The organism is Chengkuizengella axinellae, from assembly GCF_030730905.1.
Classification (GTDB): domain Bacteria; phylum Bacillota; class Bacilli; order Paenibacillales; family KCTC-33759; genus Chengkuizengella; species Chengkuizengella axinellae.
Genome location: NZ_JAVAMP010000012.1, coordinates 68,107 through 86,256 on the forward strand (window position 1 = coordinate 68,107; position 18,150 = coordinate 86,256).

At 31.6% G+C, this 18,150-nt stretch carries 12 protein-coding genes; 2 read left to right on the top strand and 10 right to left on the bottom strand.

Annotated features, from left to right (window positions below; genetic code table 11):
* Positions 1–28: 28 nt before the first annotated feature.
* Positions 29–2,248, bottom strand: coding sequence for a DUF4073 domain-containing protein (locus Q5Y73_RS18785; protein ID WP_305993460.1), 2,220 nt, complete (start codon positions 2,246–2,248; stop codon positions 29–31).
* 643 nt (positions 2,249–2,891) lie between these two features.
* On the opposite strand from Q5Y73_RS18785, the gene Q5Y73_RS18790 reads away from it, so the two are divergent.
* Positions 2,892–3,461 (top strand): hypothetical protein, encoded by a 570-nt coding sequence (locus Q5Y73_RS18790; RefSeq protein WP_305993461.1) that lies wholly within the window; start codon positions 2,892–2,894, stop codon positions 3,459–3,461.
* 127 nt (positions 3,462–3,588) lie between these two features.
* On the opposite strand, the gene Q5Y73_RS18795 is transcribed toward Q5Y73_RS18790, so the two are convergent.
* Both Q5Y73_RS18795 and Q5Y73_RS18800 read right to left on the bottom strand, forming a co-directional pair.
* Complete coding sequence (locus Q5Y73_RS18795; RefSeq protein WP_305993462.1) at positions 3,589–4,173, bottom strand: hypothetical protein; 585 nt, start codon at positions 4,171–4,173, stop codon at positions 3,589–3,591.
* Between the two features lie 46 nt (positions 4,174–4,219).
* Positions 4,220–5,212 (bottom strand): helix-turn-helix domain-containing protein, encoded by a 993-nt coding sequence (locus Q5Y73_RS18800; RefSeq protein WP_305993463.1) that lies wholly within the window; start codon positions 5,210–5,212, stop codon positions 4,220–4,222.
* 413 nt (positions 5,213–5,625) lie between these two features.
* On the opposite strand from Q5Y73_RS18800, the gene Q5Y73_RS18805 reads away from it, so the two are divergent.
* Entirely contained in the window at positions 5,626–6,795 is a 1,170-nt protein-coding gene (locus tag Q5Y73_RS18805) for a tyrosine-type recombinase/integrase (protein ID WP_305993464.1), read from the top strand.
* 464 nt (positions 6,796–7,259) lie between these two features.
* On the opposite strand, the gene Q5Y73_RS18810 is transcribed toward Q5Y73_RS18805, so the two are convergent.
* The 7 genes from Q5Y73_RS18810 to Q5Y73_RS18840 form a co-directional block, all read right to left on the bottom strand.
* Positions 7,260–7,502, bottom strand: a complete 243-nt coding sequence (locus tag Q5Y73_RS18810; protein WP_305993465.1) for a hypothetical protein — start codon at positions 7,500–7,502, stop codon at positions 7,260–7,262.
* A 722-nt stretch (positions 7,503–8,224) separates the two neighbouring features.
* Positions 8,225–12,943: an RHS repeat-associated core domain-containing protein gene (locus Q5Y73_RS18815; protein WP_305993466.1), complete on the bottom strand. Its 4,719-nt coding sequence runs from the start codon at positions 12,941–12,943 to the stop codon at positions 8,225–8,227.
* An 11-nt stretch (positions 12,944–12,954) separates the two neighbouring features.
* Entirely contained in the window at positions 12,955–15,168 is a 2,214-nt protein-coding gene (locus tag Q5Y73_RS24910; protein ID WP_371320237.1) for a hypothetical protein, read from the bottom strand.
* Between the two features lie 566 nt (positions 15,169–15,734).
* Positions 15,735–16,238 carry a kinase gene (locus Q5Y73_RS18825; RefSeq protein ID WP_305993467.1) on the bottom strand — a complete coding sequence of 168 codons (504 nt, stop codon included), beginning with the start codon at positions 16,236–16,238 and terminating at the stop codon, positions 15,735–15,737.
* 146 nt (positions 16,239–16,384) lie between these two features.
* The gene (locus Q5Y73_RS18830) at positions 16,385–16,921 is read right to left on the bottom strand and encodes a hypothetical protein (RefSeq protein ID WP_305993468.1); all 537 of its coding nucleotides are present in this window, start codon (positions 16,919–16,921) and stop codon (positions 16,385–16,387) included.
* A 123-nt stretch (positions 16,922–17,044) separates the two neighbouring features.
* Positions 17,045–17,386: a hypothetical protein gene (locus tag Q5Y73_RS18835; RefSeq protein ID WP_305993469.1), complete on the bottom strand. Its 342-nt coding sequence runs from the start codon at positions 17,384–17,386 to the stop codon at positions 17,045–17,047.
* A gap of 60 nt (positions 17,387–17,446) precedes the next feature.
* Positions 17,447–18,052 carry a hypothetical protein gene (locus Q5Y73_RS18840; protein ID WP_305993470.1) on the bottom strand — a complete coding sequence of 202 codons (606 nt, stop codon included), beginning with the start codon at positions 18,050–18,052 and terminating at the stop codon, positions 17,447–17,449.
* Positions 18,053–18,150: the final 98 nt, after the last annotated feature.

An 18,150-nucleotide genomic window follows, 5' to 3' on the forward strand; every position in this document is an offset into this window, starting at 1 on the left:
GCTCAAATAATGATCTTTCATAAAATGATTAATCTGCACTAAGGATCGCGCTGACAACCTCAGATAAATCCAATTCATTTATTTCTCCATCATGATTTACATCTGAATCCTCGTCTATAATTTCTCCAAAAGGGACGTTCATGTCGTATGAAGCAATCGCAAGATCTGCTAATGAATATCTCCCATCATTGTTGACATCGGCATTTCGAACTATATAAACAGTAATTCCTGAACCTGATCTAACTGGTGTAAACTCATTTCCATCTTTATCCGCAACAATTCCATTGTCAATCACAAAGGTGCCATTTCCTTCTAATTCCCTTGCTCTAAACGTAAGTTGAACTAACACTGCATTTTCATTTATTCCGTAGTCACGCCCTTTACTAGCGATAATATAGCGTAGATGTCCCGCATTATGTTCTTGATGATATAAATTTAAACCTTCGGTTGTTGTAGCACTAACAAACTCAAATAGGGTATCATCATAAGTCAAAGAAAAGTCTTCTGCATATATGTCTGATCCATGCTCCAACCATACTTCCACTGTAAATTCTTCTGAACTAACGACAACATTTTTGTCTGAGACTATTTCAAGTGACAGATTTTCAGATACATAATAGACCGTTCCATCACCATTATTACTTACTATGTCATGTGACGAAGCTCTAATTTGATTATTTACATAATCTTCTGTAGCCCATGATAATTCCCATGTGTCACTACTACTTCGTTTTATCCCCTTAGTACTATCTTCTGATGTACCACCTAATCCTGAAATAGATTGATACCATCCTGTTTCAGGATCATTAGGATCATTTTTCCATCTATCTCCATATATAAAGGATGCGTCCGATTTAGTTATAGAAAGATATCCTTTTCTGCTATCAAATTCTATAAGTTCACTAAAATACATAATTGTTTTTATACCATTGTCATCTTCATACACTACCCAATATGGTGTTAAATTTATGTCATATGTTAGAGATTCTATTTCTTCTATCGCTGGAACATAACTTTCACTGATATTTTCAGTAAATGTTAGAATAGTTGCTTCACTCGCTTGACTTACACCCTCTACTGCTGTCACTCTTACATATACAGTGTGATCTCCACTTAAATTTGGTAATGTTCCATCATAAACTGTATAGTCTTGCTCTTCATCCACTTTATATTCCATCGTGTCGTCAATACCGACAATTGTATTGTTCTCATCATCTGCACTTACTGCTGGGGTTGATGGAATTGGCAATTCAGGGATTTCATCCGCTGTAAATGCTAGCACTGTTGCTTCACTCGCTTGACTTATTCCCTCTACTGCTGTCACTCTTACATATACAGTGTGATCTCCACTTAAATCTGGTAGTGTTCCATCATAAACTGTATAGTCTTGCTCTTCATCCACTTTATATTCCATCGTGTCGTCAATACCGACAATTGTATTGTTCTCATCATCTGCACTTACCGCTGGGGTCGATGGAATTGGCAATTCAGGGATTTCATCCACTGTAAATGCTAGCACTGTTGCTTCACTCGCTTGACTTATTCCCTCTACTGCTGTCACTCTTACATATACAGTGTGATCCCCACTTAAATCTGGTAGTGTTCCATCATAAACTGTATAGTCTTGCTCTTCATCCACTTTATATTCCATCGGATTGTCAATACCAACAATTGTATTGTTCTCATCATCTGCACTTACTTCTGGCGCTGAATTAGTGACATGTTCTTCACCATAAAATTGTACTTCATTTAAATACATCAGATGATTTCCTGCATGAAAATTACTAACTAAATTTGTAAACCTAATAGAATTTACATTTTCTACATTAATCGCAAATCTTTCACCATTCCAGCGTGGGTCAGTATGATCAAAAATAACCGTACTAAGCTCGTTGCCATCGACATCAAAAAAAGATATTTCTAAGGCAAAACTATCTGGTATTGTACCTATATTTAAGCTGGTTGCATATATTCTCATATCTGATATATCTAAAGGGCTATGTTGTACACCTTCTTCATAATCTATCAAAAAATACAAACTACTAGTTAAATAATTATCAGTATCCAGATCATCGTCTGTTACTGTGTAAACTGATCGTCTCTCCTCGTTTATATATTTATAAAATCGATCTTGAGATGTCAATATTCCTTCTTCCCATCCAGAGATAGTCTCTGCTTGAACTAAGTTTAGTAAACCCATGCATGATATTAAGATCGTAAAACAAAACGATACGATACTTTTTTTCATATCCACTCATTCCCTTTCAAGCTAGATTATAATCTTAACCATATCTGTTTCTTCGGAAACAAGTGTATGATCATTGTATTTTCATCTAATTATCTAAAATATATATTTTCCGTGTTAAGTATCACTAAATTCTCTTTTTTAAAAAACTAGTCTAATAATATAAGACTTAACTCCTCCATTCTCTTCTTTAATTAGGTTTCGCATAAACTGGATTGAAAAAATCTAAAAATAATCTACAGACTATTGCTACAATTCATTACTTCAACTTCTCCCTCCTAATAATCAAAAATTAAAAAATAAATCGTTTTCACACTGTTTTGAGAATTTATCTATTTCTCAATAAGCGATCTAACAATTCAACAAAATTCTACACCAATTTACATTTCCCTCTACATATTTTCTAATTATTACTTTTATAGTGCTATATTGGGAATATAGGATCATTTGAATAAAATTTTATGTTGGGTAATATTTACTTATTTTAAGAGCCTTTAGTAATAATCAATGAATTTCATTTGAATATTACAACTTTTAAAATTATGATTATAATGATAAAAACCTATCCAGTATCCTATGAAGTTTTATAAAATATCCTACTTAATATCCTAGTTATATATTTAATTGAAGAGGAGTGTGCTTCATCATGAGGGTGAATTTCTTTCTAATAGTATTATTACTTTTATTAACTTTAATAGGGTGTAGTGGAAAGGAATATTCAGAGCCGGATACACTTTCAAAAGAGGATCTATGTATTATTAAAATAGAAGATTCAAAAAAGGTTTGCTATGGTATGAGTAAAGAAGATACTGAGGAAATACTCGGGGCTGCATTAGTGGAAGATTCCTTCTATAATGATTATGATTTTGGAGTAAGAGTTGGATATCGAGAAGATTTAGTCGCCTTCATTTTTCTAAACTATCAATCAAAAGACATATATCAAACATCTCGTGGAGCACAAGTAGGAATGTCTAGAGAAGATATAAAGAATTTATATGGAAGCAAGTATGTTAATGAGTTAGATTACGAACTTAGATATGCATTCGATTCGAATAACAATATCTTTTTAGATTATGAAATGAGAAATAATAATTTAGAATCGCTAAATATCGAAGACATGGAAAAAACATATATAACTCACTTCTCATTTCTTGATGATGATACTATAGAATTTCTTTCTTTATTGGATGCAAGGTATATTTTTAATTGGAATTGAAGAGTGTTGAAACATTCTTCAATCCCTCTTCAATCGTCTTTCTTCTTAATATTTGTGGCATAACTTAAACCTTCTTAAAAAATAACCCCATAATTCTTTTATTATATATTTTCAGCTAACATCAATATTATCTAATAAATTGATCAGGAATATGTTCTATACAATAATCTATATTAAGTTTTGGTATGTCATCAACCATTTCAATATCTTCTTCTGATAATTTCTTTTTACACTTTTTACATTTTCGTATTTTATTAGATTCAAATGAATCTGTGTTATTGCTTAATTTATTTATACTAATATTAATGCCTGGATTCTTTCCCCAGTCAGTAAATTGGTGTAAATCTTTCCAACCCATCTCAAACGAATCAAATGCATTTCTCAATGCTTCAGTAGATGCTAAATCAACGGAATTTGAAACACTTTGTGTAATAGGCGAAAGTCCAATACCATCTCGAAAATAACCACCTACATAAACACGTATTATGCACTTAACAAATTTCATTTCAGAGTTAATTTCAAGTTCAATCACTTCTTTACTCCACTGACTATTAGTTGCAGTTTCCATTCTATGTTCATACACCTGTATGGGGATATATCTCCTGTTATTATCGCTTCTTCTTTGTACAGTCCCCTTAGGAAACGAAGATTTTATTTCTTCCATAATTTCTGTATATTGCTTTTCTTCAGGAATAGTATCATTCTTTTTCATTAAATATCAAACTCCTATTTTACATTTTCTTTGATAAGACTTTTACTTATTCCCCTTGTCTTCTCTTCACCGCCTCCTCTAAACTTTTTATTACAAACTCTTCTAAAGATAAATTTTCCTTTTTTGCATATTTCTTTACTTCTTCTTTTAACTGCATAGATCCATAAGCAAGAAAAGAAGTTAGTTTACTATGTAATACGATTCCATTGGGTCTATCAATAATTACTCCATCAATCAAACTACTATTTAATAACTCAATTTCTTCCTGATGTAATGATTTATCTAAGTGTATTTGAACTGGTTTTACTTCAATCTTAATTTCAAACTCCGTAGAATCTAGTCTAATGTTATTTATTCCGGATTCTTTAATTAAAATATCTAGCACATTAAAAATATTAGATTGAATCTGCCTTGGTCTAGGAAATTCAAATGTAATATATCCCTTTTTATTGTTTTTAACATTTTTAATATTAATTTGTGGTTCAAATCCTTGAATTTTCAAATCTGAAATCTCTATTTTTTTTTCAGTGGTAGTTATTGCAAAGCCTTCTGAATCATTCAATTCAATTACCCGTGCTACTTCCCCAGTAGCTTTATTTATAATTGGCTGGAATAAATAATACCCTAGTTTTTTATTAAAGAATCTAGCTCTTTTTCTATGATTTTTAAAGATTTCTACAATAGAATCCAAATCCTCTTCTTTAATAAAGTAAGTATCTCTATTTCTAAATTTAAGCATTTCTGCTGGAACTTCATTAGATCTTATTTTAGTGTTGAGTGTTGCTTCAGAAACAAAGATATCTTTTTGTTTAAGAAATTCAAGTACATCTGATGTAGTTAATCCTGGTTTTTGAACTTCTGTCTTAAGTTTTTCTACTTCTAATCTTTCAAATAAATAAGTACCATCTATTTTCCAAGTATCATAATTCCAAGGGATTAATCTTTTATTTTGAACATATCCATGAATAGTTTGCATTTGCAATCCTAAATAATCTGCTACTTCTTTTGTTGTCATATCTTGATGATTATCATTTTTCATACAAACCCATCCTTTATTTTAAAATCAATCATCTTTAATGATTGTTTTTTATTAATCAGTCTTTATAAATAAATTTTACATAATCACCTGTTTTATATCGAATTATTATTAATTATAATATTAATATAATTAACTTTTATATTCAATAATATAAATACATATAGATCGTCTTTTATTATATGTATAAATCAATATAGTTTATAATGATTGATATATTTATTATTACTATAAATTTATATATTAATCATTTAAATAATTGTTATAATTAAAAATCATACTAATGCGTAATAATGGACTGTTTTTATGCATTATAGTAATTAAAATATAAACTTACTTATATATATTTTGATATCAATTGTGTTATAGTTAATATATGGATAAAAATTATTTATTAATAAGTTAGGTGATATTGAATGAGTAATGATAATCAAAACACTTCTCCCCTTTTTATAGATCGAAATAATAAACAATTAACCCCAGTACAAAAAATGAACCAGTTGAAAGAAGTTTTAACTGATTCATCTTTTGTTTCTGATCTGCAGGTACAAATAGATAATAATGAGAAACATCAAAGAAATGCTTTCGAGGGATTTACGGACGAGATGATGATGTATGCTTTTATTCATAAACCTTCACATATAAAAGATGAATATAACAAAAAAGGAAATACCAAAAAGGAATACATACGAGATTTACATCAATTCTTTTCCCTACTATATAATAGTAGAGATTTTTTCAAAGAGGATGTTTTGAACTATACGGAAGGATCTTTACTACGAAATCTAGAGAAAAGGCATATACGTAGATACCAGGAGTGGCTAAAAAATGAAGCGCAGCTGAAGAACGGAAAAATAGGTTATGGAATGGCAACTATGGCCAGAAAAGTAGTGATCATTAAAAGTTTCTTAAAATGGTTGTTTCAAGTGGAGTATATTCAACGTCCAATATATGCAGCCTTTTTAAATAATGAGATTCGAATAAAAGATAGACCTGTACGTGATCTGACTTATGAGCAAGTGAAAGCTTTGATTGATTTTTATGAATATCACCCTTTTAATCATGCGATTCTTACTCTACTTGCTACAACCGGGCTTAGAATCGATGAAATAGCCAAGAGTACCTGGAGCGATTTATACTATGATCCACGGCAAAACAACTGCTATCTCAAAGTAATTGCTAAGGGTGGAAAAGAAAGACATGCACTAATTAAAGAAACAGTCTTTGAAAGGCTTCAAAAACTTAGAATTAGAAAAAGGTTATCTTCAGAGTTAGATCCCAATGATCAGTCTCCTATTTTTACAACAAACCGTGGTAATTCTTATAACGCTTCTGATTTCTCCAGATACGTTAAGAATATGATTAAACAAACGAAGTTTGAGTTTCTAAAATACAAGCCTAAAGATGTTACCCCACACTGGTTCCGACACTATTTTGCTCAAGAAGCACATGCTAGTGGAGCTCCATTACTTTATATACAAAATACATTGGACCACAAAAAATCTGAGACGACGGAGATTTATTTAAAGGGAATTATGAAGAAAGAGAACGATGCAGCACAGTATGTTGATGAATCTAAATATTAATTTATGAATAAGATAATCTAACATAAACTAAATTTTCTTAACTCTCTATTAATATCCCCCACATATTGTTCAGTGTGAACATGAAACAACGTATTCGTTTTGGTTTTGATCTTTCGCGGCATCGGATTCTAAACACGTGAGCAGATGTCCTATAGGACACGGTTTATATTCAATGCCTTCTCATAATCAAGACACTGCTACGTTGAATACGTTATTTACAGGGTTAAGTTAAATGTCTGCTAATTATGTCTCAGGTAGGTTTTCCCTACCTTCTTTACTATAAGGAGTAATATATTTCGGTAGTTTTTAACTTCGTTTTCCTAAATGCTGTTCCCATTAAAACATTTATAGCGAGAAATTTATTAAATCTACCTATATAATCCTCTTTTAAAAGATTTTAAATGATCTATAGCCCATTGAAAAAAATTTAATCGCTTAGAAACGCTCCTATGATGGGAATTTTCCTATACTTCAAAAATCGAAAACTCTTCAAGTCTATCTTCATATTCTAGAAAAGCAAATACCTCTATAGGATATACAGTTGCTAGCTTTCTTATATTATCAGGTGTAGCATGCCCTAAAGCTAAAAATAAATGTTTTCGGAAACCTCCACACAAACATTCTGAATCTTCATCTAATTTCCACATCATGAAAAAATTATGTTCCATAATACCTTTTTTTTGTTCTTCTTCAGTTAAATATATCAAGACATATATCCTCCCATCTAATTCATAGGATAGTATCTATGGGAAGTAAAATTTGATCATAAGTGTACTAATCCTAGGTTTTAATTCCAGTTATAAATTATTTCTATTATCAAGATTCGAGTAACTATAAAACAACATAATCATTCTTCTTTTCTTCATTCTAACAGAATTGCACTTAAATAGAAGGATAAACGAGAGGTAAATGAAATTTTGAACTATCTATAAAGATTCAGTATGTTAGCAATACAGGGGTCCTACCAACAAACCGCGCTAAACATACGCTAAGCAAATTTTAGCATGCTACCTTTTCTATTCAATAAAAAAAGAAAACCACAAGTGAGATTAGTTCACTTGTGGTTAAAGTTATATTAATATAATATTTAACAAAGAATGAAAATTTTAATATTTCTATAGATCATTCGTCCTTCAAAAAATGAATTAGATAACAAGTAACATTGTAAATAATACCAAGAATTGAAATTATAAGTGGTATATATAAATCTAAATGAAAAGTTTCTCTAGCAGTGTAAACAGTTACTTTAAAATATGAAAGACTTAAATCGTTAATTGTGTTATTAGTATCAATGCTAAGCAGTATACTCTTGAAGTCACTGAACAAACTTGTGCAAGCAGTTAATATTACACTCATAAAAAATAAATTGATAATAATTAGATCTTTTTTGTTTTTCCCCATATTTTATTTGTGCACCTTCATTCTAAATTTATTTTTCTCTTGGATCTTCCACATGAATAAAATTAGTATTTACACCGGGGGCATTATACCATGTTTCAATGATTTTTACTGGTCCATCCTCCATTTCATGAATTTCTTCCTTTAATTTATCCACGTAAAAATCTGTTCCATAGTCTTGTGCAATCATGGTAAATGAAGCTAATCCTGTTGCACTTTTTATACCAATATCTTTTAGCCAAGTATACTTTTCTATAACATACCCTGCTCCAAATAATGAAAGATCTTGTAAGAGACTATTCATAGTGCTTTTTGATAAATTATCTACTAATACTCTCGCATCGTATTTGTCTTTGAAATAGGTATTTCTAATGGTCATACGATCATTACCTTGATGATAGTATTCCTGGGTTGTATAAATAGGATGTATATCCCAAAAATTTCCTTCTTCTGGTAAGAACGGTCCGTATATACCTATATACCCTACAATAACTCCATTCTCAATAATTTCTGCTCCTGTATGAAGTGAGTCATCACCCATAGGGATTGAATCCTCTGAATTACATTCTCCTCCATGTGCCCAATTACCGTCAACAGATACACAATATTTTCCTGTAGGGTCTATATAAATTAATGGATTATTCAATACATACGTATACAAATTCAAACTAAGCGGGTTATTAATCTCCCCTTCATAGATATCCTCGGTAATAAACCTTCCATCACTGGGATCATACCAGCGTGCACGTAAATATTGTAGATCTGTTACATTATCCCAAAATTCTCCTGAATACTGAAATGGATTATGAATCATTTCAATAGATTTCACAGGATTTCCCCAAACATCATATTCATATTGGTTTAACCTTGTATCTCCTGTACTATCCCGTAACTCTACCACATCTCCATGTCCATTTTTAAGATAATAATACTGATTGGCATAAGCATCTTCAGTAGAAACTAAACTACGACCACGAATATATCTTGCCTTTAACTTCACTTCACTATCAGTAACAGTAGCTTCCGCGATGACTACTTTGCCATCATAATAGTATCGAGTTGTTTCCCCATTTTCAATACGTTCGTATAGCAAGTTATCCCCATTATATTTATATTGTACAGTACTTCCATCCACTATGACTTGAATTAATCGATCTCTATCATCGTAAGTGTAATCTACATCTCTTTCATTACTTATAAAAGTATTGGAGAATTCTTCTCTATTACCTCTTGCATCATAAGTATAGCTCTCATCAAACTCATCGGAAGTAGTCATACGATTTAATTCATCATAATCATATTGATTTGATACGTCATTCTCTAGTTTAGATGTAATATTTCCGTTATTATCGTAACCGTATTGGTATTGATTAACAATAGTACCATCTTGTTTTTGATGGGTTAGTGTATCTAAATTCAAACCTTCGTAAGTATATATACTCTCAACACCATTGCCCTGCTCTATCTTTTGTAATAATCCATTCGTATAGTATGAATAAGTTGCCTCCGCATCTTGCATCGTTTTCCCTACAGAACTTAATTGATTATTCTCATCATAATCATAATATAAATTAAGTCTGAATGGATCTGTCATTTGAATTCTATTCCCTGATTCATTATAGTAATATTGAATATTTTTCCCGTCTGGGTATGTCATTTGATTCAATTGTCCGTTACCCTCATCATAATCATATAAAGTCGTTCCTGTTGCATCTGTCATGGATAAACGTTTACCAGATGAATTATAAGTAAAACCAATCGTTTCATCTCCGCTAATTTTTTTCATTAAAAAATTTCGATCACTATATTCAAATGTGAAAATGTCTCCATTTCGATCCATTCTCTCTGTTACATTTCCATTAGCATCATAGTAGAATTTGTCTTCTTTTTGTTCAGGGTCAATACGTTTAATTAATCTTCCCAATTCATCATATTGTTTTTGTAATTGATTAGTATCTGCATAAACAATTGTAGTCAAGTTACCCACCATATCATAATCGTATTGTGTTGTTTCTAACTTCGCATTGATAACACCAGTCAAACGATTTAAAGAATCATATTCATAAGTAGTTTTATATCCCTTTGCATCGAAAGACTCAATGATATTTCCCAATTGATCATGTTCATAGGTTGCTAATACTTTTACTCCATTGGTTATCTCTTCTTCTTTTATTATTCTACCTAACATATCAAATGTAGTTCTAAAACTATTTTGTTCAGGATCTGTACTCGTCACGGTATGTTGAATAACTTCGTAATGAGTGGTAGAACGATATCCATCTGCATATATCGTTTCAATATTTCGATTCCATTCACCATAAATAAATTCCGTTCGATTTCCTAAAGCATCTTCGATCCAAATTTGATTCCCAAATTCATCATAACCATACTTTTCTTTAGATTTGTAAACACCATGCTCAATACGTCCAAGTTCTGTGACTAAACCAATTGGGTTGAATTTTGTAACCCATTGAATTCCTTCTTCATCTGTTTTTACAATGATGTTATCTAAATCATCAAAGTTCATTTGAACATCACTTCCATCAGGATGGATTGCCCTTACCACCCTACCAAGCTCATCATATTCATATGAGCTTACATTTCCATTCCCATCTGTATATTGTGTAGTTTGTCCAGTTGTTACATCATAAAATGCTTCAGTTGAAAGGGTAGAGACGGTACCATCAACATCTGACACATCCATCCATTTCATTCTTGGGTATGCAAATTGATACTCTTCACTGTATAGCATTTGAGAAACAATATCTTTATCATCATTTTTAATTCTTGTTTGAGTCACATTTCCATATTCATCATAATTTTCATAGTTGACTTGTTGAAGTAATTTACCTTTCTCATCATTTTCATAGACTTGCATCTGAGTGATGCTACTTTGTGTATTTCTCTCTAACACAGTATAGAGCGTTGTTGAATCATTTATAGGTTGATGGATGTTTTTTAATAACTTCGATGTTTCATCATAAGTATATGTTGTTGTTATACCCAGTGGATTGGTTGAACTAATTACATTTCCGTAATCATCATATTGAGTTGATGTGGTAATCATTTCTGAAGTTGCATTGTCTACTATATTCATCGTTTGACTACTAGTTTCAATGGGTAAAAATGATAATCGACGCTTTTCATCATAGGTATATGTAGTTATTTCTTTTAAATCCCCTGCTTCTGTGACGACTTCTGTGTTGTAGTAATCAGCTCGATTTACTAGTTTGTAAACTTTCTTATAATAAAAAATCGTTGATTTAGGTCCCGTGCTCAACGTGGTAGAAAATGTAATATCCTGATTATAGGAACTACTAAGATCTCCATCATAGGTGAAACTTTGCATATTTTTACTTTCTTGTGATCCATCCTCATAAAATATGATTTCTTCTCTTGAATTTACTTTATAAGCTTCATTTACAGAACGATGCGAAAGATACCTCTTCACACGACTCCCATACGTATAGATGCTTTTGGATCCTGTTGGATGTGTCACTCCTGAAAGTAGGGCATAAGGGTTGCTTTTTGAAGGTGTTGTACTTGTTAAGCTGTACTCAGCAGCTTTTAAATCATAATCATACGTCGTTACTCTTCCCATTGGATCGATCACTTGACTTAAAAGTGTGACACTACCTTCTTGTACTTTTTTATAAGTCACTGTTTTTTCACCATATTGAATAACCACTTGTGATGATGTACTCGTTATCGTAATAGTGTTACCAATTGCATCTGTCACTGTACTTAATAATGAATCAGTATACGTAAAATCAATAGTGTTTGAATATGCATCTTGTATTTGAATTAATCGTCCTTTACTATCAAAAAATTGTTTTATACCAGAGATGGATTTCAGTACATATTGAGAAGTAACTCTGTTTACAGTAACAGAACTATCTGATTCAAATGTAAGATCGTCAAATAAATAACCTGTTATCTCATACTCAGATGAACCAGTAATTTTATAACTTCCTCCACCTGCTAAATTTAAATACATTTTTTCATCAATAATTTCAATATAGGGTATATCCCAACTCCACCCTTTCCCGATTGGAAAATGTTCATCCTCATAGGTACTTTCACCTGTGGAAGAAGATAATTTATAATATTGGGAAGAAGCACTGTTGTAGGTTCTAGAAAGAGCAAATGATAATCCATTTCTACCTGGTAAAACAAAGTCTGTTTCTTGAATAGATAAACCACCAGATAAGGTAGAGACAGTTTCATTCTTTAATGTGATAGAATAAGGAGCTTCATTTGTTTGTAAATTTACATTATTTAGGGTTTCTTCATCAGGAACATCTCCAGCTAAGATTGACACTTCAATATTCTTGTCTTTTTTATCATCCTTATCTTCTTTATCCTTTTTATTTTCATCAACTTCTTGAAGTTCATTACGAATTATACTTTGAGCACTTTTAGATGGATTAATAAACTTTGGCTTGACCTTCTTTATGCTATAAGCGTAAGTTTTATTATTTTTTTCTTGATATTTCAACGCTTCTTCTATATCTTTTAGAGTGTAACCTTTATTTAACTCACTTTGAATAAATTCTTGGGTTACGCCAAATCGTTTTTCGAGATTCTTCTTATCTTCTTTCGCTGATTTTAAAGGCTTCTTCTCTTCAATCGTTTTGGCTTTATCATTCTCTGCATAAACGGAGGGATATACTCCTTGTAGATTAAAACCGGTTACTAATAAGGTAAAGATTAGTGTTATAATAATGGGTTTTAAAACCTTCTTTTTCATTTAATTCCCCCCTAGTTTTGAATGCTAGTTTGTTTATTGGTTAAATTCCCATTGTCATCATATTGGTAATGGGTTTCGATGGTTAACTCCAATGGATATACCGTAAATGAGTATGGTTCTTCTGAAAACCTACCATCTACACTGATGATTTCAATATAATAGGTTTGTCCACTTTCGGTTAGAAAGTATTCCTCATTAAATGTACCGATTTCCCCTACTAAATCCATGTTACTGTTATAGATATGTAATTCATAATTGACATCAATTGGTTCTAAAAATGAAATGTAATGAATTCCTGTTTGATTTGATTCAAAAGAATAGAAATCCACATCCAAAGCAGAGCTTATTACCGTACTATATGTGCTTTGATATGAAATTGGAAATGCTGATGCTGCATCGTCATTAGGCTCATAGGTCGTAGGCAATTGAATATTATTGATGTACCTCCACTCTGACCATTCCATTCCATCAAATACTTTGATCCCAAAATCCCATTCTCCTCCTACTAAATAAGAAGTAGTGTGAGTTGTGCTTGCTGTTGAAATATCTCCTGAATGATAGGACCATGTTTCCCAATTATCTTGTGAACCGATCACTTGATACCCCACTTGTTCTTGTAAATCTAAATCACTATAGTCCCATGTAAATGTAATATTATTTTGATCCATTTGTTGTTCATCACTGTGAGAAGTTACAGTTATCTCTGGTAAACTATTTATTTTAATTAATCTTGCTTCTGAATAAGGTGAGGTTCCACCAAAATCATCTTGAGTACGTACCTTCCAAGCATAAACCTGGTTGCTCTCTAATACCCCTTCTGGTATGGTATACCATTCGTTTTCACCTCGAATCCAATCCGTTTCATACACAATTTCTTCTAACTCATTTAAAATTTGGACTTGAAATGCACTTTGATGACGTAATACTTCCCAATTTAAATCGATAAGAGAACTTCCTACTAGCTCTTCACGATCTACATAACCTGGTGCAATTGAAATAGGGGCTGAATTAACATGTGAGGAAACTTCATTAGCAGGATAACCTTCAAGTCCATCCCTGTTCACTCCACTTATGACATAATAATATGTTACTCCATTCATGACATTTAAATCTGTAAAGCTAGTAGAGTTTGTTTCTCCTACGATGTCATATGGACCACCTGAACTTGTAGAACGTTTAACAATGTAGTTTTCTGATCCAACAACTTCATCCCATGTTACTGAGATTTGTAAATCATCAGAAGTAGCCACGACATGTAATGGTGGATTAGGTTTTGGTAATTTTATATCTGTCCAGCTTGCTACACCTGATACTTGACCACTACTATCACTACCTACGGCTACGACTGTTCCATCGCTCTTTAAGCCTACCGTATGTCCACCCCCTCCGGATATTTGTACGATATCTGTCCAATTCGATACATTTGTTTGACCATCTCTATTCCAACCTACGGCCACGACACTTCCATCGCTTTTTAAACCTATCGTATGATTTTTTCCTGCGGTTACTTGTACGATACCTGTCCAACTTGTGACTCCTGATACTTGACCATAATTATCTTTACCTACGGCCACGACACTTCCATCGCTTTTTAAACCTACCGTATGACTACCTCCTGCTGCCACTTGTACGATATCTGTCCAATCTGATACGTTTCTTTGATCATATTCATTCCAACCTACGGCCACAACAGTTCCATCGCTTTTTAGTCCTACCGTATGAGAACCTCCTGCTGCCACTTGTACGATATCTGTCCAACTTGACACCCCGTTGGAACTACCATCCCAATCTTCTTCATCACTACCCACGACAGTCCCATCTTTTTTTAATCCCGCCGTAAAAAAATTCCCTGCACTCACTTGTACAATATTACTCCAACTTCTTGGCCATGAAACTTGCTTATTATCATTATCACCCTCTGCCTCAACAGATCCATAGCTTTTTAGTCCTACCAAATGAGACCAACCTGCACTTACTTCTACAATACCTGTCCAATCGGATGCCTTTGAAATCTCACCAGCACTACTTTCACTTCCTACGGCTACAACTCCACCATTACTTTTTAAAGCAATTGTTTTACTAGTTCCTGCACTAATACTTGCTCTTTGAAAATCCTCTTGAGTTAAATTTAAAGAAGAACTAGTCATTTCATGTTCAGTTGCCTGCACTAGTGTTGGGATTAGTAATAAACAGATAAGTAAAATTGAGATTATTTTCTTCATCATTTTGTAATTCCTCCTAAAAAATTCATTAAGATCTTACGATTCTTTCCTATCACTTCTTAAATACTACTACCCTCCTTATTAACAACATTTTCTATTGTATTTCAAATATTTGAAATATCACAGGAATTTAATTAACAAAAACAGGAATTATAATCCAAGGAAATAATAGGAAGCAAAATTGAACTACTTAAGTGATTCTATTAAAAAAGTAAAAAAACTCCACTAAGTAATTCTTAAAATTTTACATAAGAGATTTATGTCAATTAGGAGTCTATAACTTACAACTTTTAGACTGATAGATTTAACGTATAATTTTTTACTGTCACTTTTAGAAGTAGTTTGCACTTATTTTAAGTGTTATTTTGCATATCCAACTTTAAAAACCCAATTATCTTCACATGAGAAGATTAACTGGGTTTCTTCAATATTTACATTCAATCATTTACAGAATTATTTGGATTACCTAGTAAAAAAATTCTTATTATTAAGTAATTGCGCCATAGTGCGGAAGATGGTTGTTTGAGCAATGCACCCGAATTGAATAAAAAATAACTATTCAAACCTATCTAAATAATACTTTTCAGTTGATTTAATATCAGTTTCAATACATCGTTCTGTGACATATCATTAGTCAGTATTGTTTCCCCATCCACACCAAGAGAATCGTTTGGATTCCACCAGGCAAGTAAAGAATTTTCTCCGAATTCCATCTTTTTCGAGCTAGAGTTGTGACGTAGAACGGTTTCTTCAAAGGATAAATCAAAATAATAAGTATATGTCTTTTCGTTATAGAACTGGATTAAATTATTCAGCATTTCACCATAACGTTTTTTATTCAAAATTCCTTCCACAATAACAAATTCACATTTATTTTTACCGTATTCTGCTATTTGGCGAATCAAATCAATTGAAAGATTCCCATCTCTATCGTGAACCTTCAACATTTCACGGCGAACAACATCCTGAGAAACCAAAAGCGTTCCACGTCCTAAATGATTCTGAAGGCTTTTTGCAGTCGTTGTTTTACCACTCCCAGAGTTTCCTCGTATGATAATTAGCTTAGACTCCATATTCTCCCTCCCCATGCATCCTAATTCACTTCTATTTCTTACGATTAGTCAAGTAAATATTTATAGTTTGTTCATTAAACGCGCCATAGTGTTGAATAATAATATTATCTCTTTATACAGCAAGTTTCGAATATCATACTTCTCTGTCATAATAGTAAATCAAAGACTGCCTTACCACAATGGACCGGTCTTGAAATGGAATCATTAGGTAACTTGAAGAACCTATAGAATTGTTTTTTCTTCTTTTCATATGTATTTTTACTTCTTAAAATTTGTAATTCATCATCAAAATCTAATATCTCTCCAAATTTCATATCAAGAGTTTCTAAGTTTAAGTCTCTATTAAGTGACTTACAGATAGATATAAATTTTTCGTATGTACCATTTCCATTACAGACTGCAAATCTAGCTGATATTTCTTGTATAAAATCCACTTTATCACCATAATTAATTTCAAATTCAATTATGCTTGTTTCATCTACATAATTATAATAACAATCTTTACTTGCATAACTAGCCATGTTTTCAGGTTCATAATTAGTTATGTTTTTAAACGAAAGTAAATATTCAGTTATTTTTTTAAATGAAATTAAGCTAGTTCCTATAATTTCCCACCCATCTTCGGTTAAACTAGTATGGTTATTTTTGGGAAATACAATAAAATTATATGATTCAATCCCCATTATATCAGCCCCCAAATTCATTTAAGAAGGATACTTCTATTATAAGAAATGCGCCATTTTGATGAATAAGAGCAGCATTTTGTTCAATATTGATATCTACTTTATGTAATTACACCCATTAATTCAAATAAACGTATACTCAAACTTCTCACATATAACAAAAAAGATATCCTTGAAATCATTCTCTAAAATAAACATTAAATCTTCGTCTTCAATTTGTGTTTTTTGTTCATAAAATTTTCTCTCTTCCAGATTAGCCAATCTAATTGGCTTAGATGACCAATATCTTATAGGACAATTAATAAAATCAACTGACATGAAGTTTATCTCAACCTTATGATAATAGGTTATATTTGGACTACCAATTAACAATAAATCTTCTCCATTAAAACTTTTAAATTCAAATTCATCTATACCATGTTCAATTATGTATTCTTGAAGTTCTTTTATGTCATCATTTTTCATGAAAAACACCCCATTTGTTGTAATCTCATACTTTTTTGACCTCCAACTGTCATTGATTTTTTATTCCAATTCACCCTGGTACAACGACTTTTCATTACTATTTAAATCAATTCTAGAAATTTCTTTATTATCCAAATAGAAGACTAGAGTTGCGTCAAACGCTCTATCCTTTAATATTTCTAAACTTTCAGGTGATGGTTTTAAGAAATATGTTTCAGAATATTCTTCATCTACTCCTAATTCATAATATAATATATACGTTCCTTTTTGATTAAAGTGATCCCATGATTTAAAATGTTTCCCATGCCCTAAATCAGAAACATAATATTCGTCTAAATTGAAAATATCAAAACCAACAGTTTTTTTAGACACTTTTATAAGTTCGTCATGAGGTTCTATTTTTATTTTTAAACGTTCTCCTATATCTGTGATTTTCCCTTCCTTATTTATAAATGTAAACTCGAAATATAAGGCGGTTGGCACAATTTTTCTACCTTTTTTTTCACCAGTTGTAATATATTTTGCATCTATCCTTCTATCACTAATAACATCAACTTGAACATCTAATAACTCAAATGATGGATCATATGATTGTACATCTGTACATGCTATTAAAAATGTAAAAACTAAGCAAACAAAAAATAGTATTGAGAAGATTTTTTTCATAATATTTAGCTCCTATAACACTCTAATATGAAATAAATAACCAAAATAGATGTACAAGACTTATAATCTAGAATACAAGTATTTAATCATATTAAGCA

Coding starts and splice junctions, on each gene's coding strand:
- Q5Y73_RS18785 (WP_305993460.1), bottom strand. CDS start 2,248: ATGAAAAAAAGTATCGTATCGTTTTGTTTTACGATCTTAATATCATGC.
- Q5Y73_RS18790 (WP_305993461.1), top strand. CDS start 2,892: ATGAGGGTGAATTTCTTTCTAATAGTATTATTACTTTTATTAACTTTA.
- Q5Y73_RS18795 (WP_305993462.1), bottom strand. CDS start 4,173: ATGAAAAAGAATGATACTATTCCTGAAGAAAAGCAATATACAGAAATT.
- Q5Y73_RS18800 (WP_305993463.1), bottom strand. CDS start 5,212: ATGAAAAATGATAATCATCAAGATATGACAACAAAAGAAGTAGCAGAT.
- Q5Y73_RS18805 (WP_305993464.1), top strand. CDS start 5,626: ATGAGTAATGATAATCAAAACACTTCTCCCCTTTTTATAGATCGAAAT.
- Q5Y73_RS18815 (WP_305993466.1), bottom strand. CDS start 12,943: ATGAAAAAGAAGGTTTTAAAACCCATTATTATAACACTAATCTTTACC.
- Q5Y73_RS24910 (WP_371320237.1), bottom strand. CDS start 15,168: ATGATGAAGAAAATAATCTCAATTTTACTTATCTGTTTATTACTAATC.
- Q5Y73_RS18825 (WP_305993467.1), bottom strand. CDS start 16,238: ATGGAGTCTAAGCTAATTATCATACGAGGAAACTCTGGGAGTGGTAAA.
- Q5Y73_RS18830 (WP_305993468.1), bottom strand. CDS start 16,921: ATGGGGATTGAATCATATAATTTTATTGTATTTCCCAAAAATAACCAT.
- Q5Y73_RS18835 (WP_305993469.1), bottom strand. CDS start 17,386: ATGAAAAATGATGACATAAAAGAACTTCAAGAATACATAATTGAACAT.
- Q5Y73_RS18840 (WP_305993470.1), bottom strand. CDS start 18,052: ATGAAAAAAATCTTCTCAATACTATTTTTTGTTTGCTTAGTTTTTACA.